Source organism: Ornithinimicrobium carbonis, from assembly GCF_977012275.1.
In genome coordinates, this window is the sequence record NZ_OZ348993.1 from 2,291,607 (window position 1) to 2,318,377 (window position 26,771).

Annotated in this window: 28 protein-coding genes and 1 pseudogene; 24 read left to right on the forward strand and 5 right to left on the reverse strand. The window is 74.5% G+C overall.

What is annotated here, in order from left to right:
* The first annotated feature begins 152 nt into the window (after positions 1 to 152).
* From rpsP to trmD, 4 genes and pseudogenes are all read left to right on the forward strand, one after another.
* The gene (gene rpsP, locus ACWHYA_RS10500) at positions 153 to 722 is read left to right on the forward strand and encodes a 30S ribosomal protein S16 (protein WP_425941271.1); all 570 of its coding nucleotides are present in this window, start codon (positions 153 to 155) and stop codon (positions 720 to 722) included.
* Between the two features lie 2 nt (positions 723 to 724).
* Entirely contained in the window at positions 725 to 967 is a 243-nt protein-coding gene (locus ACWHYA_RS10505; RefSeq protein WP_425941269.1) for an RNA-binding protein, read from the forward strand.
* Between the two features lie 180 nt (positions 968 to 1,147).
* Complete coding sequence (gene rimM, locus ACWHYA_RS10510) at positions 1,148 to 1,678, forward strand: ribosome maturation factor RimM (RefSeq protein WP_425941267.1); 531 nt, start codon at positions 1,148 to 1,150, stop codon at positions 1,676 to 1,678.
* A gap of 2 nt (positions 1,679 to 1,680) precedes the next feature.
* A pseudogene (gene trmD / locus ACWHYA_RS10515) lies at positions 1,681 to 2,367 on the forward strand (tRNA (guanosine(37)-N1)-methyltransferase TrmD); the annotation flags it as partial.
* 32 nt (positions 2,368 to 2,399) lie between these two features.
* On the opposite strand, the gene serB reads toward trmD, so the two are convergent.
* A complete protein-coding gene (gene serB, locus ACWHYA_RS10520; protein WP_425941265.1) occupies positions 2,400 to 3,281 on the reverse strand; it encodes a phosphoserine phosphatase SerB in 882 nt (293 codons plus the stop codon).
* Positions 3,282 to 3,515: 234 nt separating this feature from the next.
* On the opposite strand from serB, the gene rplS reads away from it, so the two are divergent.
* The 8 genes from rplS to ACWHYA_RS10560 all read left to right on the forward strand — a co-directional run bounded on the left by rplS (position 3,516) and on the right by ACWHYA_RS10560 (position 9,720).
* On the forward strand, positions 3,516 to 3,935 hold the full coding sequence (gene rplS, locus ACWHYA_RS10525; RefSeq protein ID WP_425941264.1) for a 50S ribosomal protein L19: 420 nt from the start codon (positions 3,516 to 3,518) through the stop codon (positions 3,933 to 3,935).
* 157 nt (positions 3,936 to 4,092) lie between these two features.
* The gene (gene lepB, locus ACWHYA_RS10530) at positions 4,093 to 4,830 is read left to right on the forward strand and encodes a signal peptidase I (protein WP_425941263.1); all 738 of its coding nucleotides are present in this window, start codon (positions 4,093 to 4,095) and stop codon (positions 4,828 to 4,830) included.
* Positions 4,827 to 5,549, forward strand: coding sequence for a ribonuclease HII (locus ACWHYA_RS10535; protein ID WP_425941261.1), 723 nt, complete (start codon positions 4,827 to 4,829; stop codon positions 5,547 to 5,549). The genes lepB and ACWHYA_RS10535 overlap by 4 nt, the downstream gene beginning before the upstream one ends.
* Positions 5,546 to 5,869, forward strand: a complete 324-nt coding sequence (locus tag ACWHYA_RS10540) for a DUF2469 domain-containing protein (protein WP_425941259.1) — start codon at positions 5,546 to 5,548, stop codon at positions 5,867 to 5,869. Before ACWHYA_RS10535 ends, ACWHYA_RS10540 begins: the two co-directional genes overlap by 4 nt.
* Positions 5,870 to 6,012: 143 nt before the next feature.
* Positions 6,013 to 6,393 (forward strand): YraN family protein, encoded by a 381-nt coding sequence (locus ACWHYA_RS10545; RefSeq protein ID WP_425941258.1) that lies wholly within the window; start codon positions 6,013 to 6,015, stop codon positions 6,391 to 6,393.
* Positions 6,393 to 7,922 (forward strand): YifB family Mg chelatase-like AAA ATPase, encoded by a 1,530-nt coding sequence (locus tag ACWHYA_RS10550; protein ID WP_425941256.1) that lies wholly within the window; start codon positions 6,393 to 6,395, stop codon positions 7,920 to 7,922. Before ACWHYA_RS10545 ends, ACWHYA_RS10550 begins: the two co-directional genes overlap by 1 nt.
* The gene (gene dprA / locus ACWHYA_RS10555) at positions 7,919 to 9,076 is read left to right on the forward strand and encodes a DNA-processing protein DprA (RefSeq protein ID WP_425941255.1); all 1,158 of its coding nucleotides are present in this window, start codon (positions 7,919 to 7,921) and stop codon (positions 9,074 to 9,076) included. Before ACWHYA_RS10550 ends, dprA begins: the two co-directional genes overlap by 4 nt.
* Positions 9,073 to 9,720, forward strand: a complete 648-nt coding sequence (locus ACWHYA_RS10560; RefSeq protein ID WP_426947776.1) for a peptidoglycan DD-metalloendopeptidase family protein — start codon at positions 9,073 to 9,075, stop codon at positions 9,718 to 9,720. Before dprA ends, ACWHYA_RS10560 begins: the two co-directional genes overlap by 4 nt.
* 6 nt (positions 9,721 to 9,726) lie before the next feature.
* Here ACWHYA_RS10560 and ACWHYA_RS10565 read toward each other — a convergent pair whose 3' ends face one another.
* From ACWHYA_RS10565 to ACWHYA_RS10575, 3 genes are read right to left on the reverse strand one after another with little or no spacing between them, the layout of a single operon-like run.
* Positions 9,727 to 10,647: a tyrosine recombinase XerC gene (locus tag ACWHYA_RS10565; protein WP_425941252.1), complete on the reverse strand. Its 921-nt coding sequence runs from the start codon at positions 10,645 to 10,647 to the stop codon at positions 9,727 to 9,729.
* On the reverse strand, positions 10,644 to 11,273 hold the full coding sequence (locus ACWHYA_RS10570; protein ID WP_425941250.1) for an RDD family protein: 630 nt from the start codon (positions 11,271 to 11,273) through the stop codon (positions 10,644 to 10,646). The genes ACWHYA_RS10565 and ACWHYA_RS10570 overlap by 4 nt, the downstream gene beginning before the upstream one ends.
* Before the next feature lie 11 nt (positions 11,274 to 11,284).
* On the reverse strand, positions 11,285 to 12,448 hold the full coding sequence (locus tag ACWHYA_RS10575; protein WP_425941248.1) for a pyridoxal phosphate-dependent aminotransferase: 1,164 nt from the start codon (positions 12,446 to 12,448) through the stop codon (positions 11,285 to 11,287).
* Between the two features lie 259 nt (positions 12,449 to 12,707).
* On the opposite strand from ACWHYA_RS10575, the gene rpsB reads away from it, so the two are divergent.
* The 6 genes from rpsB (at position 12,708) to rlmN (ending at position 18,365) form a co-directional block, all read left to right on the forward strand.
* A complete protein-coding gene (rpsB, locus tag ACWHYA_RS10580) occupies positions 12,708 to 13,751 on the forward strand; it encodes a 30S ribosomal protein S2 (protein ID WP_425941246.1) in 1,044 nt (347 codons plus the stop codon).
* Positions 13,752 to 13,790: 39 nt separating this feature from the next.
* The gene (tsf, locus tag ACWHYA_RS10585) at positions 13,791 to 14,618 is read left to right on the forward strand and encodes a translation elongation factor Ts (protein WP_425941244.1); all 828 of its coding nucleotides are present in this window, start codon (positions 13,791 to 13,793) and stop codon (positions 14,616 to 14,618) included.
* 170 nt (positions 14,619 to 14,788) lie between these two features.
* The gene (gene pyrH / locus ACWHYA_RS10590; protein WP_425941243.1) at positions 14,789 to 15,565 is read left to right on the forward strand and encodes a UMP kinase; all 777 of its coding nucleotides are present in this window, start codon (positions 14,789 to 14,791) and stop codon (positions 15,563 to 15,565) included.
* An 87-nt stretch (positions 15,566 to 15,652) separates the two neighbouring features.
* Complete coding sequence (gene frr / locus ACWHYA_RS10595; protein ID WP_425941241.1) at positions 15,653 to 16,219, forward strand: ribosome recycling factor; 567 nt, start codon at positions 15,653 to 15,655, stop codon at positions 16,217 to 16,219.
* A 22-nt stretch (positions 16,220 to 16,241) separates the two neighbouring features.
* The gene (locus ACWHYA_RS10600; RefSeq protein WP_425941239.1) at positions 16,242 to 17,144 is read left to right on the forward strand and encodes a phosphatidate cytidylyltransferase; all 903 of its coding nucleotides are present in this window, start codon (positions 16,242 to 16,244) and stop codon (positions 17,142 to 17,144) included.
* 27 nt (positions 17,145 to 17,171) lie between these two features.
* Positions 17,172 to 18,365 carry a 23S rRNA (adenine(2503)-C(2))-methyltransferase RlmN gene (gene rlmN, locus ACWHYA_RS10605; RefSeq protein WP_425941237.1) on the forward strand — a complete coding sequence of 398 codons (1,194 nt, stop codon included), beginning with the start codon at positions 17,172 to 17,174 and terminating at the stop codon, positions 18,363 to 18,365.
* On the opposite strand, the gene ACWHYA_RS10610 is transcribed toward rlmN, so the two are convergent.
* On the reverse strand, positions 18,355 to 19,461 hold the full coding sequence (locus ACWHYA_RS10610) for an LOG family protein (protein ID WP_448095592.1): 1,107 nt from the start codon (positions 19,459 to 19,461) through the stop codon (positions 18,355 to 18,357). The genes rlmN and ACWHYA_RS10610 overlap by 11 nt on opposite strands.
* Positions 19,462 to 19,642: 181 nt before the next feature.
* Between ACWHYA_RS10610 and ACWHYA_RS10615 the strand changes: the two genes are divergently transcribed.
* The 6 genes from ACWHYA_RS10615 to ACWHYA_RS10640 all read left to right on the forward strand — a co-directional run bounded on the left by ACWHYA_RS10615 (position 19,643) and on the right by ACWHYA_RS10640 (position 26,717).
* Complete coding sequence (locus ACWHYA_RS10615; protein ID WP_425941234.1) at positions 19,643 to 21,550, forward strand: propionyl-CoA synthetase; 1,908 nt, start codon at positions 19,643 to 19,645, stop codon at positions 21,548 to 21,550.
* A gap of 144 nt (positions 21,551 to 21,694) precedes the next feature.
* Positions 21,695 to 22,012 carry a WXG100 family type VII secretion target gene (locus ACWHYA_RS10620; protein WP_425941233.1) on the forward strand — a complete coding sequence of 106 codons (318 nt, stop codon included), beginning with the start codon at positions 21,695 to 21,697 and terminating at the stop codon, positions 22,010 to 22,012.
* Positions 22,009 to 23,310 (forward strand): hypothetical protein, encoded by a 1,302-nt coding sequence (locus ACWHYA_RS10625; protein ID WP_425941231.1) that lies wholly within the window; start codon positions 22,009 to 22,011, stop codon positions 23,308 to 23,310. Before ACWHYA_RS10620 ends, ACWHYA_RS10625 begins: the two co-directional genes overlap by 4 nt.
* Positions 23,307 to 24,134 (forward strand): hypothetical protein, encoded by an 828-nt coding sequence (locus tag ACWHYA_RS10630; protein ID WP_425941229.1) that lies wholly within the window; start codon positions 23,307 to 23,309, stop codon positions 24,132 to 24,134. The genes ACWHYA_RS10625 and ACWHYA_RS10630 overlap by 4 nt, the downstream gene beginning before the upstream one ends.
* Entirely contained in the window at positions 24,131 to 25,363 is a 1,233-nt protein-coding gene (gene dxr, locus ACWHYA_RS10635) for a 1-deoxy-D-xylulose-5-phosphate reductoisomerase (protein WP_425941227.1), read from the forward strand. The genes ACWHYA_RS10630 and dxr overlap by 4 nt, the downstream gene beginning before the upstream one ends.
* A 34-nt stretch (positions 25,364 to 25,397) precedes the next feature.
* Positions 25,398 to 26,717, forward strand: a complete 1,320-nt coding sequence (locus ACWHYA_RS10640; protein WP_425941818.1) for a M50 family metallopeptidase — start codon at positions 25,398 to 25,400, stop codon at positions 26,715 to 26,717.
* Positions 26,718 to 26,771 lie beyond the last annotated feature (54 nt).

Consider the following 26,771-nt stretch of genomic DNA (forward strand, 5'->3'; position numbering starts at 1 on the left):
CGCAGGGTCTGGCACAATGGCGCGGTACCCGTCCGCGGTCGGCCCCTCTCTCCGTGCCCGGACGTGTCCATCAGCAGGCCCCGCGCCGCGCGTGTTCCCCACGTGGAACGCAGGGCCCTCGCACAGACCAAGAATGAGGAGACACCGCACACGTGGCTGTCAAGATTCGCCTGAAGCGCATGGGCAAGATCCGTGCACCGTACTACCGCGTCGTCGTCATGGACTCGCGCACCAAGCGCGACGGCCGGGCGATCGAGGAGATCGGGAAGTACCACCCCACCGAGGAGCCCTCGCTCATCGACATCGACTCCGAGCGGGTGCAGTACTGGCTCGGCGTCGGCGCCCAGCCCACCGAGCAGGTGGCCGCCCTGCTCAAGGTGACCGGTGACTGGCAGAAGTTCAAGGGCGAGCCGGGTGCCGAGGGCACGCTGAAGGTCAAGGAGCCCCGGCCCGACAAGAAGTCCCTGTACGAGGCCGCGCTCGCCGCCGCCGACAAGGACGACTCCGACTCGCCGGCCACCAAGCGCCGCAGCAAGAAGGCCGAGGAGCCCAAGGCTGAGGAGCCCAAGGCTGAGGAGCCCAAGGCCGAGGAGCCCGCGTCCGAGACCGCCCCCGCCGCCGACACCGACTCCTCCGCCGCGTCCAGCGGCGGCTCTGAGGGCACGGACGCCGGAGCGCCGGCGACCGACGAGACGGCGGCCGAGCAGACCGAGCAGGCCTGACCGTGCTGGAGGAGGCGCTGGAGCACCTGGTCAAGGGCATCGTGGACCACGACGGCGACGTCAGCGTCCGGACCAGGAGCGCCCGTCAGGGCGACATCCTGGAGGTCCGGGTGCACCCGGAGGACCTCGGCCGGGTCATCGGCCGACGTGGCCGCACCGCCAGCGCCCTGCGGACGGTCGTGGGAGCCCTCGCGGGTGGTCAGAAGGTCCGCGTCGACATCGTGGACACCGACCGTCCGCGCTGACCGCCCCCGCTCGACAGCACGGCCCGCCCGGCGCACCCGCGCCCGGCGGGCCGTGCTGCGTCGTGACCGGCAGCGCCCCACCGGCCCCACCGCACCGGGCGCCCACGGCATACCCTGCTCCCACCCCGTGGAGGACGTGCTGCGCACGTCCCCGCACCCCACCACCACCGGAGGGACGCCATGACCGAGGCCCGGCCCGAGCTCGTCGCCGCACGCATCGGCAGGCCGCACGGTCTGCGGGGCGAGGTCACGGTGCAGGTGCACACCGACGAGCCCGAGCGTCGGTTCGTGCCCGGGGCGGAGTTCACCACCGACCCGCCCGGTGCCGGGCCCCTGCGGCTGCGCAGCGTGCGGATCCACCAGGGGACCTACCTGCTGGGGTTCGAGGGTCATCCGGACCGCACGGCGGCCGAGTCGCTCCGCGGCACCCGTCTGCTCGTCGACGACCTCGACGACGACGCCGGCAACGAGGACTCCTGGCGGGAGGAGGACCTGGTCGGCCTGGCCGCGGTCCTCACCGACGGGACCGCCGTGGGGACCGTGACCGCGCTGCACCTGCGGCCGGTCCAGGACCTGCTCGAGGTGGACACCGGCCGCGGCCGCGTCCTGGTGCCCTTCGTGGAGGAGCTGGTGCCCGAGGTCGACGAGGAGGCCGGGCGGGTCGTCCTCGACCCGCCGCCCGGGCTGCTGGAGCTGGGGGAGGAGGGGTGAGCCTGCGGATCGACGTCCTGACGATCTTTCCGGACTACCTCGCTCCTCTGGATCTCTCACTGCTCGGGCGCGCCCGGCGCGAGGGGCTGCTGGAGGTGCACGTGCACGACCTGCGCCGCTGGACGCACGACCGGCACCGCACGGTCGACGACACCCCCTACGGCGGGGGTGCCGGGATGGTGATGCGCCCCGAGCCGTGGGGGGAGGCGCTGGACGAGGTCTGCTCCGGCCTGCCGGGCCGGACCCCACGGATCGTCGTGCCTGGTCCTGGAGGCGAGGTCTTCACGCAGGCCACCGCCCGGCGTCTGGCCGTGGAGGAGGACTGGCTGGTCTTCGCGTGCGGCCGCTACGAGGGCATCGACGAACGGGTCTACGAGGAGTTCGGGGCGCGCTACCCGCTGTCGGTCCTCAGCCTGGGGGACTACGTGCTCAACGGGGGCGAGGTGGCCGTGCTCGCGATGACCGAGGCGGTGGTCCGTCTCGTGCCCGGCGTCGTGGGCAACGAGGCCTCGCTCGTGGAGGAGTCCCACGAGGACGGGCTGCTGGAGTACCCCGTCTACACCAAGCCCCCCGTGTGGCGGGGACGGGAGGTGCCCCCGGTGCTGCTCTCGGGCCACCACGGCGAGATCGCGCGCTGGCGCCACGAGCAGCGGCTCGAGCGCACGGCCCGACGGCGTCCGGACATGCTGGGCGGCGGGGCCGGTTCCGGTGGCCACGGCTCTCAGCGGCCGACGAACTCCTCCTCCGCGTAGCCCTGCAGGTAGAGCAGCGCGGTGAGGTCCCCGTGGTCCACGCGGACGTCGCACTGGTCGGCCACCACCGGCTTGGCGTGCAGCGCCACCCCGGTGCCGGCCCGCCGCAGCATGTCCAGGTCGTTGGCCCCGTCCCCGACCGCCATGGCGTCCCGGGGCGTCAGCCCCAGAGCGGCCGTGATCTCCTCCAGGGCCGCGACCTTGGCCTCGCGGCCCACGACCGGCTCCTGCACGGTGCCGGTGAAGGCACCGTCCTGCTCCAGCAGCACGTTGGCGCGGTGCTCGTCGAACCCCACCCGAGCGGCGACCGCGGCGGTGAACGGCACGAACCCTCCGGAGACGAGCGCGGTCCGGGCCCCGTGGGCCCGCATGGTGGCCACGAGCTCCCGCGCGCCGGGCGTCAGCGTGATCCGCTCGGCCAGGACCGTGTCCACGACCGAGGTGGGCAGGCCGGCCAGCAGCGCGACCCGGGCCCGCAGGGCCGCGGCGAAGTCCAGCTCGCCGTTCATCGCGGCCGCGGTGATCGCGGACACCTGCTCACCCACGCCGGCGTGCGCGGCCAGCTCGTCGATGCACTCCTGCTGGACCATCGTGGAGTCCATGTCCGCGACCAGGACGCGTCGACGCAGCACCCGCGGCTGCACGACGGCGTCCACGCCGCGCCGCGACCACAGCTCGCGCAGCTCGGCCTGCTCCTCCGTGCGGACGGTCCCGGCCAGAGGGACCTGGACGGCCGTCCCCGGCGAGAGCCACCGCGGCTCGCCCGCACCCCAGGCGGTGGGGAGCCGCGCGGCCGCGTCGGCCGGGAGATCGGCCCGGGCGGGGTCGGTGAGCAGCGTCAGGACGGGCACGGGCCGATCGTAGGCCTCCGGGCGGACTTGGACGCGCGGCCGGGGCTCTGGCAGACTGGCCCCCTGCGTCCCGGTCCGGTTCGCCGAAGTCCCGTGCCCCTGCCACAGGGGGAGCTGTGCGGGAGGTCCGGACCGAGGGACGACCACCGACACCGTCCGACCGGGCCACGCGCCCGGCCGGGCCAGAGCGCCGTGACCGACCTGTGGCGGCCACGAGCAGCAGGAGAGATCATCATGCACCAGCTCGACGACGTCAACGCCGCCAGCCTGCGGGACGACATCCCCGCCTTCCGCGCCGGCGACACCATCGACGTCCACGTCCGGGTCATCGAGGGCACCCGCTCCCGGATCCAGGTCTTCAAGGGCGTCGTGATCCGCCGCCACGGCTCCGGCGTGGGCGAGACCTACACCGTCCGCAAGGTCTCCTTCGGCGTCGGGGTGGAGCGCACCTTCCCCCTGCACTCCCCGAACGTGGAGAAGGTGGAGGTCGTCAGCCGCGGTGCCGTCCGTCGCGCCAAGCTCTACTACCTGCGCGACCTGCGCGGCAAGGCCGCCAAGATCCGCGAGCGCCGCGAGTCCACCCCCGCGCAGGCCAGGTCCGCCAGGACCGCGGCCGCCGCGGCACCGGCCCGGAAGGCCGACGAGCAGGCCTGACCCGGTCCGCGCACCGCATACCCGATCCCCCGTCGGCACCTGACCGGCGGGGGATCGGTGCACTCCCAGCGCGGGGCGTTAGGGTCGACCCGGCGCCGATCGACCCGGTGCCACCGGGACCCGGGGACGATCCCAGCGAGCAGACAGGACGACGCAGGTGAGCGACCGCACCAGCCACGACGCGCACCCGCACGCCGAGGGTGCCGACCGGCCCCGGGGCGGGGGGTTCTGGCACGCGGTCCGCGAGGTCGTCCTCATCGCGGTGACGGCGCTGGTCATCTCGTTCGTCGTCAAGACCTTCCTCGCCCAGGCCTTCTACATCCCCTCCGGCAGCATGGAGGACACGCTGGCGGTGGGGGACCGCGTGATGGTGAGCAAGATCCAGGCTGGACCGATGAGCGTGGACCGGGGCGACATCGTCGTCTTCGAGGACCCGGGCGGCTGGCTCGGTCCGCTGCCCCGCACCGACCGGGGCCCGCTCGTGGAGGGCGTCATGGACGTCCTGCGCTTCGTCGGGGTCGCCCCCGCCGACGAGGGCAACCACCTCATCAAGCGGGTGGTCGGCACGGCCGGGGACGAGGTGGTCTGCTGCGACGACCGGGACCGCATCACCGTCAACGGCCAGCCCCTGGAGGAGGACTACCTCTTCCCGGGCGACCTGCCCAGCACCAGCCCGTTCGAGGTCACCGTGCCCGAGGAGCACGTCTGGTTGATGGGGGACCACCGGTCCAACTCGCGCGACTCGCGGGCCCACGACGGCGGCGGGGGTCAGGGCTCGGTGCCGATGGACAACGTGGTCGGGCAGGCCTTCGTGCTGCTCTACCCCTTGGACCACGCCACCTGGTTCACCGTCCCCGACACCTACGACGACGTGCCCGCACCGGAGGCGCGATGACCTCGACCACCGCCCGCCCCCGTCCCCCGGGCGGGGCCTCCCGCAGCCCCAGCCTGCGCGTGGAGCGCGCCCTGCACCGCGAGGGGTATGCGGTGCTCGCGGGCATGGACGAGGTGGGGCGGGGGGCGTTGGCCGGACCGGTGAGCGTCGGCGTCGTCGCGGTCGACCCCGGCTGCCGCAGCGCGCCGACCGGCGTGCGCGACTCCAAGCTGCTGGCCCCCGCGGCCCGCGAGCGACTGGTCCCGGCGATCCGCCGCTGGTGCGTGGGCTGGGGCGTGGGGCACGCCTCCGCCGACGAGATCGACGCCGTCGGCATCATGGCGGCGCTGCGGCTGGCCGGGGAGCGGGCGCTCGCCCAGCTGGCGGCCGACGTCGACCTGGTGCTGCTGGACGGCAACCACGACTGGCTCTCCGACCCGGGCAGGCAGGGACTGCTCGGCCTGCTGGACGAGCGGCCCGCCCCGCCGCCCGTGCGCACCCTGGTCAAGGCGGACCTGCGCTGTTCCTCGGTGGCCGCGGCCTCGGTGCTGGCCAAGGTCTCCCGGGACGCGATGATGGTGCAGATGGCGGCGGAGCACCCGGCCTACGGGTGGGACCACAACAAGGGCTACGCCGCGCCCGACCACCAGCAGGCGCTGCGCGCGCTGGGGCCGTGCGTGCACCACCGCCGCAGCTGGCGGCTGACCGGTGCGGACCTGGACGAAGGGAGTGCGCGATGAGCGCGGAGGACCTGGAGAAGTACGAGACCGACATGGAGCTGGCCCTCTACCGCGAGTATCGCGACGTCGTGGGGCTGTTCTCCCACGTCGTGGAGACCGAGCGACGGTTCTACCTGGCCAACGAGGTGGACGTGCAGGTGCGGACCGGGGGCGGGGAGACCTGGTTCGAGGTGACCATGGCCGACGCCTGGGTGTGGGACGTCTACCGTCCGGCCCGCTTCGTCAAGCAGGCGCGGGTCATCACGTTCAAGGACGTCAACGTCGAGGAGCTGGCCAAGACGGACCTGGAGATCCCCAAGGAGCCCCCCTTCGGCCGCTAGCCTCCTGCGCCGTCCCTCCACACCGTCGGCCCGCCCCCGGACGGGTCCACAGCCGCACCGCCCGCCCTGGCCGCAGGACCCTCCGGCGCGTTGAGATGAGGACGCCGCCCCGAAGGACGGGGACGGCGGACCGAGGAGGGGACATGTCCGGTGGGGGTATGCCGTGGCGGGAGGCCCGGCGGGTCGGGGACGACGGGGAGGAGCTGGCGAAGGACCACCTGGAGGCGCTCGGCTGGCAGGTGGTCGACCGCAACTGGCGGTGCCGGCACGGGGAGCTGGACCTGGTGGCCCGCGACGAGGACGGCTCCCTGGTCTTCTGCGAGGTCAAGACCCGGCGGTCGGCCCGCTTCGGCAGCCCCCTGGAGGCGGTCGACGACGCCAAGGCGCGGCGGCTGCGCCGGCTGGCGTGGGCCTGGCTCGCCGAGCACGGCGAGCGCTCGGCCGCGTTCCGGATCGACCTCATCGGGATCCTGGTCCCGGGGGGCGGGCCGGCGCGTCTCGAGCACCTGCGGGCGGTGGCCTGATGAGCCTGGCCCGGACCTGCGGGACCACCCTGGCCGGTGTCGAGGGACAGGTGGTCACCGTGGAGGCCCACGGCACCGACGGGCTGCCGACCTTCGTCATGAGCGGGCGTCCGGACAGCGCGTGCCGGCAGGCGCCCGACCGGATCCGGGCCGCCTTCCGCAGCCTGCGGCTCGAGCTCCCCCTGCGCCGCTGGACCATCAACCTCTCGCCCGCAGGCGTGCCCAAGGTCGGCAGCGGCCTGGACCTGGCCATCGCCGCCGCCCTGCTCGCCGCCCAGGAGCACGTGCCCGCCGGTCTGGTCGACCGGGTGGCCCACCTGGGGGAGATCGGTCTGGACGGCACGGTGCGTCCGGTGCCGGGCGTGCTGCCGATGGTGGTCGCGGCGGCCGCGCGCGGGGTCACCGAGGTGCTCGTCCCCGTCGAGAACGCCCGCGAGGCCGGGCTGGTCTCCGGGGTCCGGGTCCGCGCGGTGGGCACCCTGCAGGACGTGGTGCGGCACTACGCGGCCCGGGCGGCGGGGGAGGTGGCCGAGCTGCCCGTCCCCGCGCCTGCACCGGTCGAGGTGCACCGCCCGCCCGACCTGGTGGACGTGGCCGGTCAGGCGCACGCCCGCGCGGCCCTCGAGGTGGCTGCGGCGGGTGGGCACCACCTGCTGATGGTGGGTCCACCGGGGGCGGGCAAGACCCTCCTGGCCGAGCGGCTGCCCGGCATCCTGCCGCCCCTGACGCCGCAGGACGCCCTCGACGTCTCGGCCATCCACTCGGTCCTGGGGGTCCTGCCGGCCGGCGGGGGGCTGCTCACCCGGCCCCCGTTCGTGGCTCCGCACCACCACGCCTCCATGGCCGCGGTGGTGGGCGGCGGGTCCGGCACCGTGCGGCCCGGCGCCGTGTCCCGGGCCCACCGGGGGGTCCTCTTCCTGGACGAGGCCCCGGAGTTCCGCCGCGACGTCCTCGACGCCCTGCGGCAGCCGCTCGAGTCGGGGGAGGTCGTCGTCGCCCGGGCCGACCGGCACGTGCGGATGCCCGCCCGCTTCCAGCTCGTGCTGGCCTGCAACCCCTGCCCGTGCGGGGCGGCCGGTGGGCGGTGCACCTGCGCGCCGGCCCGACGCGCGGGGTACTTCTCCCGCCTCTCCGGCCCCCTGCTGGACCGGGTCGACGTCAAGGTGGCCCTGGGGGCGGTGACCCGGGCCGACCTGGCCCGCGGGCCCGGTGAACCGACCACGGACGTGGCCGCCCGGGTGTCCGGAGCACGCGAACGGCAGCGGGAGCGCTGGACGGGGCACCCCTTCTCGCTCAACGCCCAGGCTCCCGGAGCGCTGCTGCGGGACGGGCGGTGGCGGCTCCCGGCCGGGGACCGGCGTCCGCTCGACCGAGCCCTGGACCTGGGCACGCTCACCCTCCGTGGGTTCGACCGCTGCCTGCGCGTCGCCTGGACGCTGGCCGACCTGGCCGGTCTGGAGCGCCCCGGCTACGCGCAGGTCCACCACGCGCTGCACCTGCGCGACGTCCAGGGGGCGAGGGCGGCATGAGGACCCCGTCGCTTCCGGCACGACTGGACGAACGTCGTGCCAGGGCGCTGCTGGCCCGGTCGGCCGAGCCGTACGACGAGAAGATCCAGGGCCTCGTGGCCGACCTGGGGGTGGTCGACCTCGTCGGCCACGCCCTCCGGGACGGCCGTACCCCCGGCGGGGTGGGCCTGGAGCGCCTGGCCGCCCGGCTGCCGCGTGCCACGGGGGTGGACGAGGAGCGTCTCTGCCGGACGCTGGGTGTCCGGCTCGTCGTGCCCGGGGACGAGGAGTGGCCGGTCGAGGTGGACGGGTTGCGCGCACCCCCGTGGTGCCTGTGGGTGCGGGGTCCGCTGAGGGTGGACGAGGTGGGGGCCCGCAGCGTGGCCGTGGTCGGCGCCAGGGCCAGCACGGCCTACGGGGAGGAGGTCGCCGTCCGTCTGTCCTTCGAGCTGGCGGAGCGGGGCTTCACGGTGGTCTCCGGAGCGGCCTACGGCATCGACGGAGCGGCCCACCGGGCGGCGCTGTCCGCGGACGGCCGGACCGTCGCCGCGCTCGCCGGCGGGGTGGACGTGCCCTACCCGCGTGCCAACTCCGACCTCATCGCCGAGATCGGGGCCCGAGGCGCGCTCGTGAGCGAGACCCCGCCCGGCGGCGCCCCGGCCCGGATGCGCTTCCTGGCCCGCAACCGGATCATCGCGGCCCTGGCCGCGGGGACGGTCGTCGTCGAGGCCGGTCTGCGCTCCGGCGCCCGCTCGACGGTCAGGGAGGCCCGTGACCTCGGCCGGCACGTCATGGCCGTTCCCGGACCGGTGACCAGCGTCATGTCGGCCGGCTGCCACGAGGAGATCCGCGCGGGGGCGACCCTCGTCACGGATGCCGCGGACGTGGCCGAGCTCGTCGGCCGCATCGGCGAGGACCTCGCGCCTTCCCGGCGCGGCCAGGTCCTGCCGGAGGACGGCCTCTCCGGGGAGAACCGCCGGGTCTGGCAGTGGTTGCGGCCCCGCACCAGCCTCGGCGTGGACGAGCTCGTGGTCCGTTCGGGCCTGGGCCTGGGGGAGGTGCTCGTGGCGCTCGGTGAGCTGGAGGAGCGGGGTCTGGCCGAGCAGCTGCTGGACGGCTGGCGCCGCGCCGGCGCTGCCGGTCGCGGGGACCACGGCGGGCGGGGACGGCGGTGAGATCTGCCCACGTCCCCGGGCGGCGATGGAGCGCGGCGCTCCTGGCCCTGGCCGTCGGGTCAGGTCCGGCGGCCCTGCCCGGGGCGGTCGCCGACCGGGGCCCGTCGAGAGCGTCTGCCACCGTGGTTCCGCCCGGGGTGGCCGCCACCGTGGTCCCGCCCGGGGCGGCCCCCGGTCCCACCCCGGACCGGGCGTCCGGCGCGCACCCGACCGTCCGCACACCGCTCTGGGAGTGGCCGACCGGCTCGTTCCGAGCCGTCGTCCGGCCGTTCGATCCCCCTGCGCACCGCTGGCTGCCCGGCCACCGGGGGGTGGACCTGCTCGGCCTGCTGGGCGAGCCGGTGCGTGCCGTCGACCACGGCACGGTGACGTTCAGCGGGGAGATCGCCGGCGTGGGCATGGTCAGCGTCACGCACGGCGACGGGCTGCGCAGCACGTACCAGCCCGTCGGCGACCGGGCGGACGAGGGCACGAGGGTGGCGCGGGGCCAGCAGCTCGGCCGGTTGGACCCCGGTGGTCACTGCCTCCTGCTGACCTGCCTCCACCTGGGGGCGGTGCGGGGCCGGGACGACTACCTCGACCCCGCCCTGCTGCTCGGGCACGTGCGGCTGACGCTCCTGCCCTCGTCGACGCCGTGGAGCTGACGGGGGTCAGGCCCGCGGGTGCGCCTGCTGGTAGGCGGCCCGCAGCCTGTCGATGGACACGTGGGTGTACACCTGGGTCGTCGCCAGGCTGGAGTGGCCCAGGATCTCCTGCACCGCCCGCAGGTCGGCGCCGCCCTCCAGCAGGTGGGTCGCCGCGCTGTGGCGCAGTCCGTGGGGGCCCATGTCCGCCACGTCGGGGAGGTGCGCCAGCAGCTCGTGCAGCGCCTCGCGCACCTGGCGCTGACCCACCCGCCGCCCCCGGCGCCCCAGGAACAGGGCCGCTCCGGACTGCGGCGTCGCCAGCCGCGGCCGACCGGTCCGCAGCCACTGCTCGAGGGCGTCGGCGGCCGGTGCCCCGAACGGGACGATCCGCTCCTTGTCCCCCTTGCCCAGGACACGGGCCGTCCCCCCGGACAGGTCAACGTCGTCGACGTCCAGACCGGTCAGCTCGCCGACGCGCATGCCGGAGGCGTAGAGCAGCTCCAGGGCCGCGCGGTCGCGCAGGTGGACCGGGTCGTCGTCGTCGGCGGCCACCGCCGCCAGGTCCATCAGCTGCTGGGCCTGCTCGGCCCGCAGCACCCCGGGGAGCGAGGCGTCCCGTCCGGGTGCGACCAGTCGCACGGCGGGGTCCTGAGCCGTCCGGCCGCTGCGCCGGGCCCAGGCGAAGAAGGTGCGCACCGTCGCCGCCCGGCGGGAGACCGAGGACCGGGCTGCGCCGCCCGCACCCAGGGCCCCGAGCCAGGCCCGCAGGTGGACCAGGCGGACCTCCGTGAGCTCCTCCACCCCCTGCCCGTGCAGGAAGGCGTCCAGGGCGCGCAGATCACCGAGGTAGGCCCGCACCGTGTGCTCGGAGCGACCCTTCTCCACGCGCAGGTGCTGGGCGAAGGCCTGCACGACCACGTCCTCGACCGGCCCCTGGCTGCTCATCGGCCCTCCGTCGGGGGGACCGCGGCCGGAGCCGGCCCGTCCCCGCCGACCCGTTCGACCCTGGTGCCCGCCATCCGGTCGTGCACGCCACGGCCCCCGACGAGCGAGGGGACGGCGCACGCGGCCACGAGGGCCAGGGAGAGCACCACGAGGACCGCGGCGGCTCCCGGCTGCACGTCGAGGACGGCTCTGCTCACGCCCAGGTGGGCCAGCTGCCAGGGGGAGGCCTTGACGAGGTTGCGGACCCACACCGCCCCGTCCGCCGCTCGACCACCCTCGGCGCCGGCGACGGCCAGGTGGGCGACCCGCTTGCCCAGCGTCGCGCGGGCCCGTGACGTCTCGGTGAGGGACAGGTAGAGGACGTAGGGGACCACCGTGGCCACGGTCACGAGCAGGTCGGTCAGCAGCAGGGTGCCGGCCGTGGGGGTGGACGGCTGCGCGGACGCCCAGGGCGAGGGGGCCAGGAACGCCACGAGGGTGAGCACCCCCAGCCACCCGCCGACCACCGCCCAGTCGACGAGCCACGAGGTGACCCGCGGACCTGGCGCGGGGTGCCAGCGGCGGGGGACCCCGGCCCGGCCAGGACCCTCCCCGGCCCCGTGGGGGGTCGGCGGGCGGGACGTCATACCCCAGGCTCTCAGCGCGGACCGAGGACCTGCAGGCGGCGCGCCGCCTCCTCCAGCACCTCGTCCCGCTTGCAGAAGGCGAACCGGACGAGCGAGGCGACCGGTGCCGGGTCGCTGCAGAAGACCGACACCGGCACCCCCACGACCCCGATCTCCACCGGCATCCGGCGGCAGAAGTCGACGGCGTCCTCGACCCCGTGCCCGGAGAGGTCGGCGACGACGAAGTAGGTGCCCTCGCTCGGGGCGACCGGCACCCCGACCCGGGCGAGGGCCTCGACCAGCAGGTCGCGCTTGGCCTGCAGCTCGGCGGCGAACCCGGTGAAGAACGCCTCCGGCAGGCCCAGGCCGTGGGCGACGGCGGGCTGGAGGTGGGTGACGCCGACGAAGGTGAGGAACTGCTTGACGGCGGCCACGGCGGCGACCGCGTCGGCCGGTCCGGTGACCCATCCGGTCTTCCAGCCCGTCAGGGAGAAGGTCTTGCCCACCGAGGAGATGGTCAGGGTCCGCTCGGCCATCCCCGGCAGGGTGGCGATCGGCACGTGCCGGCGGCCGTCGAAGACGAGGTGCTCGTAGACCTCGTCGGAGACGACCCACAGGTCGTGCTCGCGGGCGACCGCCGCCAGACCCTGGAGCTCCTCGGTGGTGAAGACCTTGCCGGTCGGGTTGTGCGGGGTGTTGACCAGCAGCACGCGCGTGCGCGCGGTGACCGCGTCGCGCACGGTGTCCAGGTCCAGCGCGAGATCCGGGAAGCGCAGCGCGACCGGTCGCCGGACGCCGCCGGCCAGGGCCACGGAGGCGTCGTAGGAGTCGTACGCCGGCTCGATGACGACCACCTCGTCACCCGGCTCGACGAGGGCCAGCAGCGCCGCGGCGATGCCCTCGGTCGCGCCCACCGTCACCAGGACCTGGGTGTCCGGGTCCAGGGGTATGCCGTAGAAGCGCTGCTGGTGCTCGGCCACGGCCTGCCGCAGCACCGGCAGCCCGCGGGCCGGCGCGTACTGGTTCAGGCCGCCGTGCAGCCCCTCGGCCGCGATCTGCAGCATCCGGGAGGGACCGTCGGTGTCGGGGAACCCCTGACCCAGGTTCACGGCGTCGTGCTGCAGCGCGCGCTGCGTCATCTCCGCGAAGATGGTCGTGCCGAAGGGGCGCATCCTGGACACCAGTGGCGAGGTCATCGGCCCACCGTAGCCGCGGGCCCCGGGGATTGGGCCGGGCGGCCCGCCTGGCGTACCATGGGCACCACGTGTGGTGTGCCCTGCCCGCATCGCGGTCGGAGCCGCCACACGAATTCGCGCCCGGGCGCGGCCGACGGACCGGTGACGGTCGACAGCGGCGGCGCACCCCGCGGTCCCGTTCCGGCAGATCCGGCACGGGTGGGGCACGTCCCCGGGCCAGGACACCAACTGCACCTTCGACAGAGAGCGAGACCACGGCATGGCCGTCGTCACCATGCGCCAGCTCCTCGAGAGCGGCGTCCACTTCGGGCACCAGACCCGTCGCTGGAACCCCAAGATGAAGCGCTTCATCATGACCGAGCGCAACGGCATCTACATCATCGACCTGCAGCAGTCGCTGACCTACCTCAACGAGGCCTACGACTTCGTCAAGCAGACCGTGGCCCACGGCGGGACGATCCTGTTCGTCGGCACGAAGAAGCAGGCGCAGGAGTCGGTGGCGGAGCAGGCGACCCGGGTCGGCATGCCCTACGTGAACCACCGGTGGCTGGGCGGCATGCTCACCAACTTCCAGACCGTCTCCAAGAGGCTGACCCGCCTCAAGGAGCTCGAGGAGATCGACTTCGACGACGTGGCCGGCAGCGGCCGCACGAAGAAGGAGCTCCTCATGATGCGCCGCGAGTACGAGAAGCTGGCGCGCACCCTGGGTGGCATCCGCGACATGCAGAAGGTCCCCTCGGCCATCTGGGTCGTGGACACCAAGAAGGAGCACCTGGCCGTCACCGAGGCCCGCAAGCTGGGCCTGCCGGTCATCGCGATCCTCGACACCAACTGCGACCCGGACGAGGTCGACTACAAGATCCCCGGCAACGACGACGCCATCCGGTCGGTCACGCTGCTGACCCGGGTCGTCGCCGACGCGGTCGCCGACGGCCTGATGTCGCGCTCGGGCGGAGGCTCCTCGGAGGAGACCGCTGCGGCCGAGCCGATGGCCGAGTGGGAGCGCGAGCTGCTGGCCGGGGCCGAGACCGAGCAGGGTCCCGCGGCCGGCGCTGACTCGCCAGCCGCTGACGCGCCAGCCGCTGACGCGCCGACCGCCACCACCGACGTCACCGCGGCCACCGCGGACGCCGGGACGGTCGCCGAGGACGCTCCTGCCGTCGACGAGGAGGCGCCCGCGGTCGAGAGCCCGGTCGAGGCGATCGGCACCTCCGCGGACGACGCGGAGGCCGTCCAGGTCGAGGCCCAGGAGGCCGTGGCCGAGCAGTCCCCGGCCGCCGACGACGAGTCCGTCCAGTCCTGACCACCGCCACCCGCATCCAGAAGGAGCGAAACCGTACTCATGGCGAACTACACCGCCGCTGACATCAAGACCCTGCGCGAGTCCACCGGCGCCGGCATGATGGACGTGAAGAAGGCGCTCGACGAGGCCGACGGCGACCTGTCCAAGGCCACCGAGATCCTGCGCGTCAAGGGTCTGAAGGGCGTCACCAAGCGCGAGGGCCGGTCGGCCTCCAACGGCCTGGTCCGGGCGCACGTCGACGGTGGCGTCGGCACCCTGGTCGAGGTCAACTGCGAGACCGACTTCGTGGCCAAGAACCCGAAGTTCGGCGAGCTGGCCGACCAGCTGCTGGCCCAGGCCGTCGCGGCCGGCGCCACCGACGCCGAGTCGCTGCTGGCCTCCGAGCTGGACGGCCGCAGCGTCAAGGAGATCGTCGACGAGGCCAACGCCGGTCTGGGCGAGAAGATCGAGGTCCGTCGGGTGGCGCGCGTCACCGGTGACCAGGTCGTCTCCTACCTGCACAAGACCAACCCCGACCTGCCCGCGCAGATCGGTGTCCTCGTCGCCACCAGCGGGGGCGACGAGCAGGTGGCCCGCGACATCGCGATGCACGTCGCCGCGTTCTCGCCCTCGGTCCTGTCCCGCGACGAGATCGACGCCGAGACCGTGGAGAAGGAGCGTCGGATCGCCGAGGAGACCGCACGCGAGGAGGGCAAGCCGGAGCAGGCGCTGCCCAAGATCGTCGAAGGTCGCGTCAACGGCTTCTTCAAGGAGAACGTCCTGCTCGACCAGGCGTTCGCCAAGGACAACAAGAGGTCCGTCGCCCAGGTGGCCCAGGAGGCCGGCGCAACCGTCACCGGTTTCGCCCGGTTCAAGGTCGGCGTCTGACCCGCACGAGCACCCCGTCCACGGGCCCGCAGCCGCACGGCTGCGGGCCCGTGGCACGTCCGTGCCCTCCCCGGGACCGGTCCCCGTCCCGGTCGGTCGAGGTGGGTCCGCACAGTCGCGGTGTGGCAGGATCGGGCGACCGCCCACCGCATACCCCGGAGGTTCTCCGCATGCCGACCAGCGCCGCGCCCGCGACCGTCCAGACCCCCACCTCCCCGGCCGCCACCGACGAGGAGCACTCCGCCCGTCGCGTCCTGCTCAAGCTGTCCGGCGAGGCCTTCGGCGGCGGTGCGGTCGGGCTGGACCCGGACGTGGTCCGGGGGATCGCCCGGCAGATCGCGGCCGCGCACCGCACGGGGGTGCAGATCGCGGTGGTCATGGGCGGCGGCAACTTCTTCCGGGGGGCCCAGCTGCAGCAGCGCGGGATGGAGCGGGCGCGGGCCGACTACATGGGCATGCTCGGCACGGTCATGAACTGCCTGGCGCTGCAGGACTTCCTGGAGAAGGAGGGCGTGGACACCCGGGTGCAGACCGCGATCACCATGGGCCAGGTGGCCGAGCCCTACATCCCCCGCAAGGCCATCCGGCACCTGGAGAAGGGGCGGGTGGTCATCTTCGGGGCCGGCGCGGGGATGCCGTACTTCTCCACCGACACCGTCTCGGCCCAGCGTGCCCTGGAGATCAAGTGCGACCAGGTGCTGATGAGCAAGCACGGGGTCGACGGCGTCTACACCGCCGACCCGCGGACCGACGACGACGCGGTCAAGCTGGAGGAGCTGACCTTCTCCGAGGCCCTCGCCGGCAACCTGCGGGTCGTCGACGCCGCCGCCTTCAGCCTCTGCATGGACAACGAGCTGCCGATGCTCGTGTTCGGCATGGACGACCAGGACGCCATCACCCGGGCGATCACGGGTGAGAGGATCGGGACCATGGTCACCGCCGGCTGACCCCCCGGGCACGCCCGGCGGCACCGCCGGCACACCGAACGACGAACGACGCAGAACCACCGACACGACGAAGGAGCGGTACCGAGGATGTCCGAGGTCATCGAGCTGGCCCTCATGGAGGCCGAGGAGAAGATGGACAAGGCGCTGGAGGTGGCGCGCGAGGACATGGCCTCGATCCGCACCGGCCGGGCCCACCCGGGGATGTTCGCCAAGCTGGAGGTGGACTACTACGGCTCGCCCACCCCGATGCAGCAGCTGGCCTCGTTCACCGTCCAGGACGCGCGCACCCTGCTCATCACTCCCTACGACAAGAGCGCGATGACGGCCATCGAGAAGGCGCTGCGCGACTCCGACCTGGGGGCCAACCCGGGCAACGACGGCAACGCCATCCGCATCGTCATGCCGCAGCTGACCGAGGAGCGGCGCCGCGAGTACATCAAGCTGGCCCACACCAAGGGCGAGGACGCCAAGGTCTCGGTGCGCCACGTGCGCCGGCACGCCAAGGACACCATCGACCGGGCCGTCAAGGACGGCGAGGTGGGCGAGGACGAGGGCACCCGGGCCGAGAAGGAGCTGGAGGCCCTCACCAAGCGGCACGTCGAGGCCGTCGACGAGATCCTCAAGCACAAGGAGACCGAGCTGCTCGACGTCTGAGCAGCCGGTCCGACCCGCCACCGTGAGCCCCGAACCGACGACGCAGGAACCCGGCCGGCCGACCTCCCGACGGGCCTACCGCGCCCGCGCGGCCGTGCGTCCTCCGGCCGGCGAGAAGAGGCCCCCGGGCCGGGCGGGCCGCAACCTGCCCGCGGCCACGGCGGTGGGACTGGGCCTGATCGCCCTCATCGTCGTCCTGCTGCTGTTCTCCCCGGCCGCGTTCGTCGCGCTGGTCACCCTCGTCGCGGTGATCGGGGTCTGGGAGCTGGACCACGCGCTGCGGCAGGGGCGGATCACCCCGCCGCTGCCCCCGATGCTGCTGGCCGCCGGGCTGGTCCCGCTGGCCTACCTGACCGGTCCGGACGGTCTGGCGCTGGGGTTCGCGGCCGCGGCGTGCCTGGTGCTGCTGTGGCGCTCGGTCGGTCCGCCCGAGGACGCCGTCCGGGACATCGCCGGCGGCGTGTTCGTCGTCGCCTACGTCCCCGTCCTGGCCGCCGTGGCTGCCCTCATGTTCGCCGAGCCGGACGGGGCGGGGCGCATCCTCACCTTCGTCCTGGTCACCGTCGCCAGCGACACCGGGGGGTATGCCGTGGGCGTCCTGAAGGGACGCACCCCCATGGCACCCTCGTTGTCGCCGAAGAAGTCGTGGGAGGGCTTCGCCGGGTCGGTCGGCACCAGCGCCGTGGTCGGCATGCTGGCCGTCGTGCTGCTCCTGGACGGGCCGTGGTGGGCGGGGCTGGTCGTCGGTGCCGTCGCGGCCTCCTTCGCCACGGTCGGGGACCTGGCCGAGTCCTCGATCAAGCGGGACCTGGGGATCAAGGACATGGGCCACCTGCTGCCCGGTCACGGGGGCATCATGGACCGCCTGGACTCCCTGCTGGTCACCGCGCCGGTCTGCTGGGCCCTGCTGCGCGTGCTCGTCTGAGCCGGCCCCGGTGCGACAATGGTGAGGATGACCACCGAGCTGCCGACCCCCGCCACCCGTCCCGCCCCCGGGACGCTGACCTTCAGCGCGCCCCGCCGCGGCAAGGCCCCCCAGCACCTGGCCGACCTGGACCTGGCCGGCCGCAAGGCGTGGGCCGGCGAGCTGGGCGTCCCCGGGTTCCGCGCCGACCAGGTCTCGCGCCACTACTTCGAGCGGCTGGTCGCCGACCCGGAGCAGATGACCGACCTGCCGGGAGCCGGCCGTGCCGAGCTGGTCGGCACCCTGCTGCCGGAGCTGCTGACCCCCGTGCGGACCCTGTCGGCGGACGACGGGGCCACGCTCAAGCAGGTGCACCGGCTGCACGACGGAGCCATGGTCGAGTCCGTGCTCATGCGCTACCCCGGGCGGGTGACCATGTGCATCTCCAGCCAGGCCGGCTGCGGGATGAACTGCCCGTTCTGCGCCACCGGCCAGCAGGGTCTGACGCGCAACCTGTCGACGGCCGAGATCGTGGAGCAGGTCGTCGCCGCGGCCCGGGCGCTGCGGCACGGGGAGCTGGGGACCGGGACGGCCGTCGAGGGTGGGCACGACGCGTCCGCCGAGCAGAGCGTGGAGCAGGCCCTGCGGGTCTCCAACGTCGTCTTCATGGGGATGGGCGAGGCCCTGGCCAACTACCGGCGGGCGGTCGACGCGATCCGTCGGCTCGTCGACCCCGCCCCCGGCGGTCTGGGCATGTCCGCGCGGGGCATCACGATGTCCACGGTGGGCCTGGTCCCGGCCATCGACAAGCTCGCGGGCGAGGGCATCCCGGTGACCCTGGCGCTGAGCCTGCACGCCCCCGACGACGAGCTGCGCGACGAGCTCGTCCCGATCAACACCCGCTGGAAGGTGGACGAGGCGCTCGACGCCGCGCGCCGCTACTTCGACACCACCGGGCGCCGGGTCAGCATCGAGTACGCGCTCATCAAGGACATCAACGACCACGCCTGGCGGGCCGACCTGCTGGGGGAGAAGCTCAACGCCCGCGGCCGCGGCTGGGTGCACGTCAACCCGATCCCGCTGAACCCCACGCCGGGCTCGAAGTGGACCGCCTCCCGCCGGGGGGTCGAGCAGCAGTTCGTCGAGCGGCTGCTCGCCCACGGCATCCCCACGACCGTGCGCGACACCCGTGGCTCGGAGATCGACGGAGCGTGCGGCCAGCTGGCCGCGGTCACGGACTGAGCAGGTCCGCCGCCTCCTCGACCGTGTCGACCAGGTGCACGGCCCCGGCCATCGCGCGCCCTCGCCCGAGCGACCGCAGCAGCGGCCACACGGGCAGGTGCCCGGTCCAGTGCTCGCGTCCCACCAGGACCAGGGGAGCGAGGGGACCGAGCTCCACGTCCACCTCGTAGTAGAGCCGGGTCGCCGCCTGGAAGACCTCCTGCACGGTCCCGGCGGCCCCCGGCAGCACGACCAGGCCACCACGGGAGTGCGCCAGCAGCAGGTCCTCGCGCACGGCGTTGGAGAAGAACTTCGCGACGAGCTGGGCGAAGGCGTTGGGCGGCTCGTGGCCGTAGAACCACGTCGGGACGCCCAGGCTGCGCAGGGCCCGCGGCCCCTCTGCGGGCGCACCCGAGCGCAACTGCAGGGCGGGGGAGACCCAGGCGGCGATGTCGGGCGCGAAGTCCGGCACCCGGGCGACCTCGGCCAGGGCGTGGTCGAGCACGTCGCCGTCCGGGGCCCACGCGCCCAGGTTGGCCGCCTCCATGGCCCCGGGGCCGCCACCGGTGACCACCAGCGTCCCGGCGCTGGCCAGGCGGTGCCCCAGCACGGCAGCCGTGGCGAAGTCCCCGGTGCCCCGGCGCAGCGCGTGGCCCCCCATCACCCCGACGACCCGGCGGCCGGCGACGACCGCGGCGAGGGCGTCGGCCATCGCGTCGTCGTGGATCGCGCGCAGCGCCGTGACGTAGGCGTCGTGCGCCACGGACGCGTCCCGCGACCAGGCGTAGGCCCTGGCGTCCACGGTGTGGGCGTAACCGACCTCGTCCAGACCGGCGTAGAGCTCCTGGGGCGTGTAGAGCCGGGCCCGGTAGGGGTCCACCGGTGCACGGGGATCGGCCGGGAAGACGATCGCGCCGTGCCGGCGCAGGTGCTCCTCGACCTCGTCGTCCAGGTGGCCGCCCAGCACGACGATGTCGCCCAGGTCCTCCCGCCCGAGCAGCAGGTCGCGGTGCGAGCGCAGGTCCAGGCCCTGCAGCCGCAGGTTGTGCAGCGGTTCGGGGGAGCGCAGCGCCCGCTCCCAGGCGTGCTGGTCCTCGATCTCGCGGCCGGCGCCCACCCGCACGCCCTGCGCCCGGCCGTACCGCACCTCGCCGCCGACGCCGACGTCCTGACCCGACCCGCCGGCACCGGGGGGACCTGGCGGGGACGTCCGCTGCCGCTCTGCATACCCTGAGGGTAGTCACCGACCTCATCCCGACCCGGGTGGCGGCGGTGCGGAACGATCGGAGTGGAGAGCCATGGACAACGACGCCCGGCAGAGCTACCGAGACCTGGTCGCCGCGAGCCTCACGGACCCGCAGGACTTCTGGGGGGAGGCCGCCGGGCTCATCGACTGGACCACCCCGCCGCGCACGGTCCTGGACGACAGCAACCCGCCGTTCTACCGCTGGTTCGCCGGAGGCCGGCTCAACGTCTGCTTCAACGCCCTGGACCGGCACGTCGTCCACGGCCGGGCCGACCAGACGGCGCTGATCTACGACAGCCCCGTGGCCGGCACGAAGCGCAGCTACACCTACGCTCAGCTGCTGGACCTCGTGGCCCGGTTCGCCGGTGTCCTGCGCGACCTGGGCGTGGCCAAGGGCGACCGGGTCGTCGTCTACATGCCGATGGTGCCCGAGGCCGTCGTGGCGATGCTGGCGTGCGCCCGCATCGGTGCCGTCCACTCGGTCGTCTTCGGCGGGTTCGCCCCGGCCGAGCTGGCGGCTCGGATCGAGGACGCCGAGCCCAGGGTCGTCGTCTCGGCCAGCTGCGGCATCGAGCCCAGCCGCACGGTGCCCTACAAGCCGATGCTCGACGAGGCGATCCAGCGCTCAGCGCACAAGCCCGACCACTGCGTCGTCCTGCAGCGCGAGCAGCTCCCCTGCGAGATGGGGGAGCGCGACCTGGATTGGGACCGGCTCATGCACCCGGACGCGGTCGCCCCTGCGGCGTGCGTGCCCGTGGAGGCCACCGACCCGCTCTACGTCCTCTACACCTCGGGCACCACCGGGAAGCCCAAGGGCATCGTGCGGGACAGCGGAGGGTATGCCGTCGCGCTGCGGTGGTCGATGACCAACCTCTACGGCGTGCAGCCCGGGGAGGCCTGGCTGTGCGGTTCCGACGTCGGCTGGGTGGTCGGCCACTCCTACATCGTCTACGCGCCGCTGCTCACCGGAGCCACGACGGTCCTCTTCGAGGGCAAGCCGGTCGGCACCCCCGACGCCGGCACCTACTGGCGCCTGATCGACGAGTACGACGTGGTCGCCGCCTTCACCGCCCCGACCGCGATCCGGGCGATCAAGAAGCAGGACCCGGACGCCACCCTCATGGCCGGCCACGACCTGTCCTCGCTGCGCACGCTCTTCCTCGCCGGCGAGCGGCTCGACCCCGACACCTGGCAGTGGGCCACCGAGCACCTAGGGGTGCCGGTCGTGGACAACTGGTGGCAGACCGAGACCGGGTGGCCGATCGCGACCAACCCGGTGGGGATCGCCCCGTTCGAGATCAAGCCGGGCAGCCCCACGCTGCCGACGGTGGGCTACGACGTGCGCGTCCTCGACGAGGTCGGCCGGGAGGTGGAGCGCGGCACCGAGGGCGCCATCTGCCTGAAGCTGCCGCTGCCGCCGGGGACCCTGCCGACCCTGTGGGGCGACGACGAGCGCTACGTCTCCTCCTACCTGTCCGCCTTCGAGGGCTACTACCTCTCCGGCGACGGCGGGTACGTCGACGAGGACGGTTACGTGTTCGTCATGGGCCGTACCGACGACGTGCTGAACGTCGCCGGGCACCGGTTGTCCACGGGGTCGCTCGAGGAGGCGCTGGCCGGGCACCCCGCGGTCGCCGAGTGCGCGGTCATCGGCGTCAGCGACCCGCTGAAGGGGCAGGTGCCGCGGGCGCTGGTCGTGCTCAAAACCGGCATCGACCCCGACGAGGAGGGGCAGGAGCAGCTCCGCGCGGAGCTGGTCCAGCGGGTGCGCTCGGAGGTGGGCGCGGTGGCCGCCCTGCGGCAGGTGGACATCGTCGAGGCGCTGCCCAAGACGCGCTCGGGAAAGATTTTGCGCAAGACGATGCGCCAGATCGCCGACGGCCAGGAGGCCCTGGTCCCCTCCACGATCGAGGACGTCTCGGTCCTGGACGACCTCGGCCCGGTGCTGCGGGGCCGCTGACCCGGCCGGCCCGGCCTGGGCGCCACCCCGGCGCGGAGCGGGCCTGGACGCCTGTGGACGACGGGTGCGCCGGCGGGTCGCCGCGTCCTACCCTCGCACCAGGTCGCCGGGCAGGGGCCCGGTCAGCGAAGGAGGGGTGGGTCGATGGTGGACCGGATCGGCGTGGACGTGGGCGCGGTCGAGGCGCTCGCCGGCAGGCTCGACCGCGCCGCGGGGGCGCTGCAGGAGGTGCTGCGGCTCGTCGGGCCCGGATGGGAGCGGGCGGGAGCGGCGGTCGGGGACGCCGCCCTGAGGTCGGCCGTGACCGAGGCCGGCCAGGAGTGGACGCGGTATGCCGTGGCGCTGGGGACCGCGCTCGACGCCCTGGCGCGGGCGACCAGGGAGTCGGCCCGCGCGTACGCGGAGACCGAGGGCCGGGTCGCCACGGGCTGGGACGTCCTGGGCGCGGGGGCATCGCGGTGAGCGGGACGGGCGCGGCCCTGCGGGCCCGTCCGGAGGAGCTGCGTGAGGTCGCGTCCCTGCTGCGGGCGGCGGGGACGGAGGTGCAGGGCCTCGCCGACGACGTGGGGTCCGCCCGCGCAGCGGGTCCGGCGTGGGTGGGGCTGGCGGCCCTGGAGCAGGCGGCCCGCGCCGAGGCGACCGCCCGTCTCGTGACCGCCCTGGCCCTGCCGGGGGAACGGGCGGGCGTGATCCTCTCCGAGGTCGCCGACGCGACGGCCCTGGCCCGGGAGGAGATGACCCGCTGGCAGCGGCAGGGGGAGGAGCTGGCCGAGGAGCTCGCCCGTCTGCGCGTGACGACGTCCACCTGCGACCCGTCGGTGCTGCCGGTCCTGACCGCGCGGATCGAGCAGCTCCAGCTCGAGCTGGAGCGCGCCCGCGACCAGGTGCGGACCGCGGGGGAGGAGCTGGAGCTCGTCCTGGGCGTCGCCGCCCGGCAGCTGCGCGACGCCGTGCTGCCCCTGCGGGCGGTGGTCGAGCAGGTGACCACGCTGGGGACGGCGGGCAGGAAGCTGGCGGCCGCCCGGCGGCCCGCGCGTCGGGCCGCGGTCGCGGTGGCGGGACTGACGACGCTGGCCCAGGCCCGCTGGTCGCGCGACGGACGGGTCCGGGAGGCGGCCCGGACCCGCCTGCAGGGTGCGCCCGAACGGTGGGCGCAGGCGGGACGTCCCGCCCCGCCGGGACGGTTCGTGCCCCGTCGGCTGCACGGTCCCGTCGCCCTCGTGGGACGGCTCGCCCCGGTGTGGACCTGGTTCGGCGCCCTCTCGGACCTGCGGGACGGGGGCGGCCAGCAGGGCTGGCGGGGGACGGTGACCAGGGTCGCCGCGGGCGGAGCGCTGGTCGGGATTCCGGCCATGGCGCTGACGGTCCTGCCGCCGGTCGCCCTCGCCGGGGCGGTGGCCGTGGGGGCCTACACGGTCTGGACCACCGGGTCCTGGCTCTACGACCACCGACGACCGATCGGCAGGGCGGCCCGTTCCGCCTGGTCGCGGGCCCGGAGCGCGGGAACCCGGGCGGGTGGCTGGGTCCGACGGTCGGGGGAGGCCGCGGTCGCCCGCGCCCGGTCGCGGGCCGGTGAAGGGCTGCGTCGCCTGGCGCAGACCGGACGCCGCGCCGGCGACGGTGCCACCCGGCTCGGAGGGGCGGCGGGGCGCTGGAGGTCCGAGGTCGGTCGGGTGGTGGGACGGACCGGGGTGGTGCCCGACCTTCCCCTGCGCCCCGGGCCGAGGTCGCCGGTGCTGCCCCTGCGGTGGTCCTGGTGAGCGGCCCGCACCCCTTCGTGACCCTCACCGACTCCGAGCTGGCGGTCCTCGAGGAGGCGCACCTGCGGGAGCTGGCGGGGGGACCGGAGCCCGGCGGGACCGGCCCGGGCGGGGCCGACCTCGGCGGGACCGACCCGGACGGCGCCTCCGAGCACGCCCGCCGGACCCTGCGCGCGCGGGGGCTGCTGACCGCCGACGGTGACCTCGTCCCCGGGGACGTCGCCGAGGACGGGGCGCCGGACCTGCCCGCGGCCGTCGGGCTGGCCCTGGACGTTCGGCTCTCGGCCGACGTCCGTGTGGTGGCCTCCCGCCTGGTCGGGCCGCTGCTCGGAGTCGGACCCGAGGAGCACCGGCCCGTGCGCTCCACCCGGGTCCTGCACCTGGTGGCCCAGGGTGCCTGCGTCGAGGACCTCGACGAGGAGGGCCTGCACTCGCTGGCCCTGACGACCGACCAGGAGCAGGCGGCCAGGTCCCTGGAGGAGGCCCTGCTGCCCCCGGACGCGGCCGACGGCCGGGGCGGGCCGGTGCAGGTCGACACGGCCCGGGTCGAGCATCTGGTCGAGGCCCTCGGTCGACCCACGGTCCTCGCCGAGCTGGCCGTCCTCGTTCCCAAGGGCGACGGTCCCGGAGCACCAGCCGCGACGGGCGTGCTGCTCGCGATGGGGCCCGGAGGGTGCTGGGCGGGTCCCACGGCGGTCGACGAGGACGGCCGCACCACGCTCCACCCGGTGCCGCGCACGTGGCTGGGCGACCGGGCCCGGCTCACCGTGGACGCTGTGCTGGGCAGGGTGGCCGACGGGGCGGAGGGCACAATGGCCCGGTGACGTCCCGCTCCGTGACCATCCTCGGCTCCACCGGCTCCATCGGCACCCAGGCGGTCGAGGTGATCGACGACCACCCCGGCCTCTTCTCCGTGCGGGCCGTCGCCGCCGGAGGAGCCGACCTGGTTCAGCTGGCCAGGCAGGCGGTCCACCTCGGCGCCGAGCAGGTGGCCGTCGCCCGGGAGGGCCGGCACGTGCTGGACGAGCTGCGCGAGGCCCTCGAGCACGCGGCGCGGGCCGCGGGGCGCACGGCATACCGTCCCGAGGTGCTCACCGGGCCCGACGCCGCCACCGCGGTCGCCGGGAACGGGGCGGAGGTCGTGCTCAACGGGATCACCGGCAGCATCGGGCTGCGGCCCACGCTCGCGGCGCTCGCCGCGGGCAGCACCCTGGCCCTGGCCAACAAGGAGTCGCTCATCGTCGGTGGTCCCCTCGTCACCGCAGCGGCCGCCCCCGGACAGATCGTCCCGGTCGACTCCGAGCACAGCGCCATCGCCCAGTGCCTGCGGGGCGGACGGCGCGAGGAGCTGCGCCGTCTGGTCGTCACCGCCAGCGGCGGACCCTTCCGCGGCATGACCCGCGAGCAGCTGATGGACGTCACCCCCGGGCAGGCGCTGGCGCACCCCACCTGGGACATGGGTCCGGTGGTGACGACCAACTCGGCCACGCTCGTCAACAAGGGGCTGGAGGTGATCGAGGCGCACCTGCTCTTCGAGGTGCCCTTCGACGACATCGAGGTCGTCGTCCACCCGCAGTCCGTCGTGCACTCGATGGTCGAGTTCGTGGACGGCTCCACCCTGGTGCAGGCCTCCCCGCCCACGATGCACATCCCCATCGCCCTCGGCCTGTCCTGGCCCGGCCGGCTCGTGGACGTCGCCGCACCGTGCGACTGGACCACCGCCGCCACCTGGGAGTTCTTCCCCCTCGACCACGACGCCTTCCCCGCCGTCCGCCTCGCCGAACGGGTGGGCCGCGCCGGGGGGACCTTCCCGGCGGTCTACAACGCGGCGAACGAGGAGTGCGTCGAGGCCTTCCACGCCGGGCGGCTGCGCCTTCCCGAGGTCGTCGACGTCGTCGCCCGGGTCGTGGAGGACCACGCCGCCGGGAACGGATCGGCGGCCCCGGGAGTTGACCTCTCCGTGGACCAGGTCCTGGCGGCCGACGCCTGGGCCCGTCGGGCCGCGTCCTCCCGGATCGGCGGGACGGCCCCGCCCCGGCAGGCCCACCCGTGACCCGTCGGGAGCAGCACCAGGAGGACCAGCCGTGATGTACCTGCTCGGCGTGCTGATGATGGTCGTCGGCGTGGCGGTCTCGATCGCGCTGCACGAGGTCGGGCACCTGGTGCCCGCCAAGCGGTTCGGCGTCAAGGTCACCCAGTACATGGTGGGTTTCGGACCGACCCTGTGGTCCCGCCGCCGGGGAGAGACCGAGTACGGGGTCAAGGCGGTCCCGCTGGGCGGCTACGTCCGGATGATCGGGATGTTCCCGCCGCGCGCCGCCGACGGCGGGCGGCTGCGCCGGTCCTCCTCCAACCCTTTCCACCAGATGATCGAGCAGGCCCGCACCGACTCGCTGGACGAGGTCGAGCCGGGGGAGGAGCACCGCACCTTCTACCGGCTGCCGGTGTGGCAGCGTCTGGTCGTCATGGCGGGCGGTCCGTTGATGAACCTGGCCATCGCGGCCGTGCTGGTGACGCTGCTCCTCACCGTCCACGGGGTGGGGACCCTCACCCCCACGGTCTCCGCCGTCGCCGCGTGCGCCAACACCGACGTCGCCGACGACAGCTGCGAGGGGCAGGACCCCTCCCCGGCCCGGGCTGCGGGCCTGCAGGCCGGGGACACGATCCTGGCCGTCGACGGCACCCCGGTGCAGACGTGGGCGCAGACCACCTACGCGATCCAGAACGCCGGGGACACCGCGACCTTCACCGTCGAGCGGGAGGGTGCCGAGCGCACGCTCGAGGCCGACCTCGTGCTCCGCGAACGGCCGTTGATGACCCCCGACGGGCAGTACCAGGTGGACGAGGAGGGCGAGCTGGTCCTGGGTCAGGTCGGCTTCCTGGGGGCCAGCCCCACGTTCGTCTACGAGCCGCAGCCGGTCACGGCCGTGCCCGGCTTCGTGGGCGAGATGTTCACCGGGACCGCACGGATCGTGCTGACGCTGCCCCAGCGCATGGTCGACGTCGCCCAGGCGGTCGCCGGCGTGGAGGACCGGGACGCGGAGGGCCCGATGTCGGTGGTGGGCGTGGGCCGCGTGGCGGGCGAGGTCGCCGACGGGGCCCTCGGCGACGCCGGCGAGTCGGTCGCGGACCGGTTCTGGATCCTGCTGTCGTTGGTCGCCTCGCTCAACATGGCCCTGTTCGTCTTCAACCTCATCCCCCTGCTGCCGCTCGACGGCGGGCACATCGCCGGAGCGCTGTGGGAGGGCGTGAAGAAGGCCTGGCACCGGGTCCGGGGGCTGCCCGCCCCGGGGCCGGTCGACACCGCCAAGGCGCTGCCGGTCGCCTACGCCGTCGCCGTCGGGCTGCTCGGCATGACCGCCCTGCTCATCTACGCCGACATCGTCACCCCGATCCGGCTCACCTGACCCGGACCCGACCCCCGCGAAGGAGGGCACCGCCCCCGGGCGGTGCGATACTCG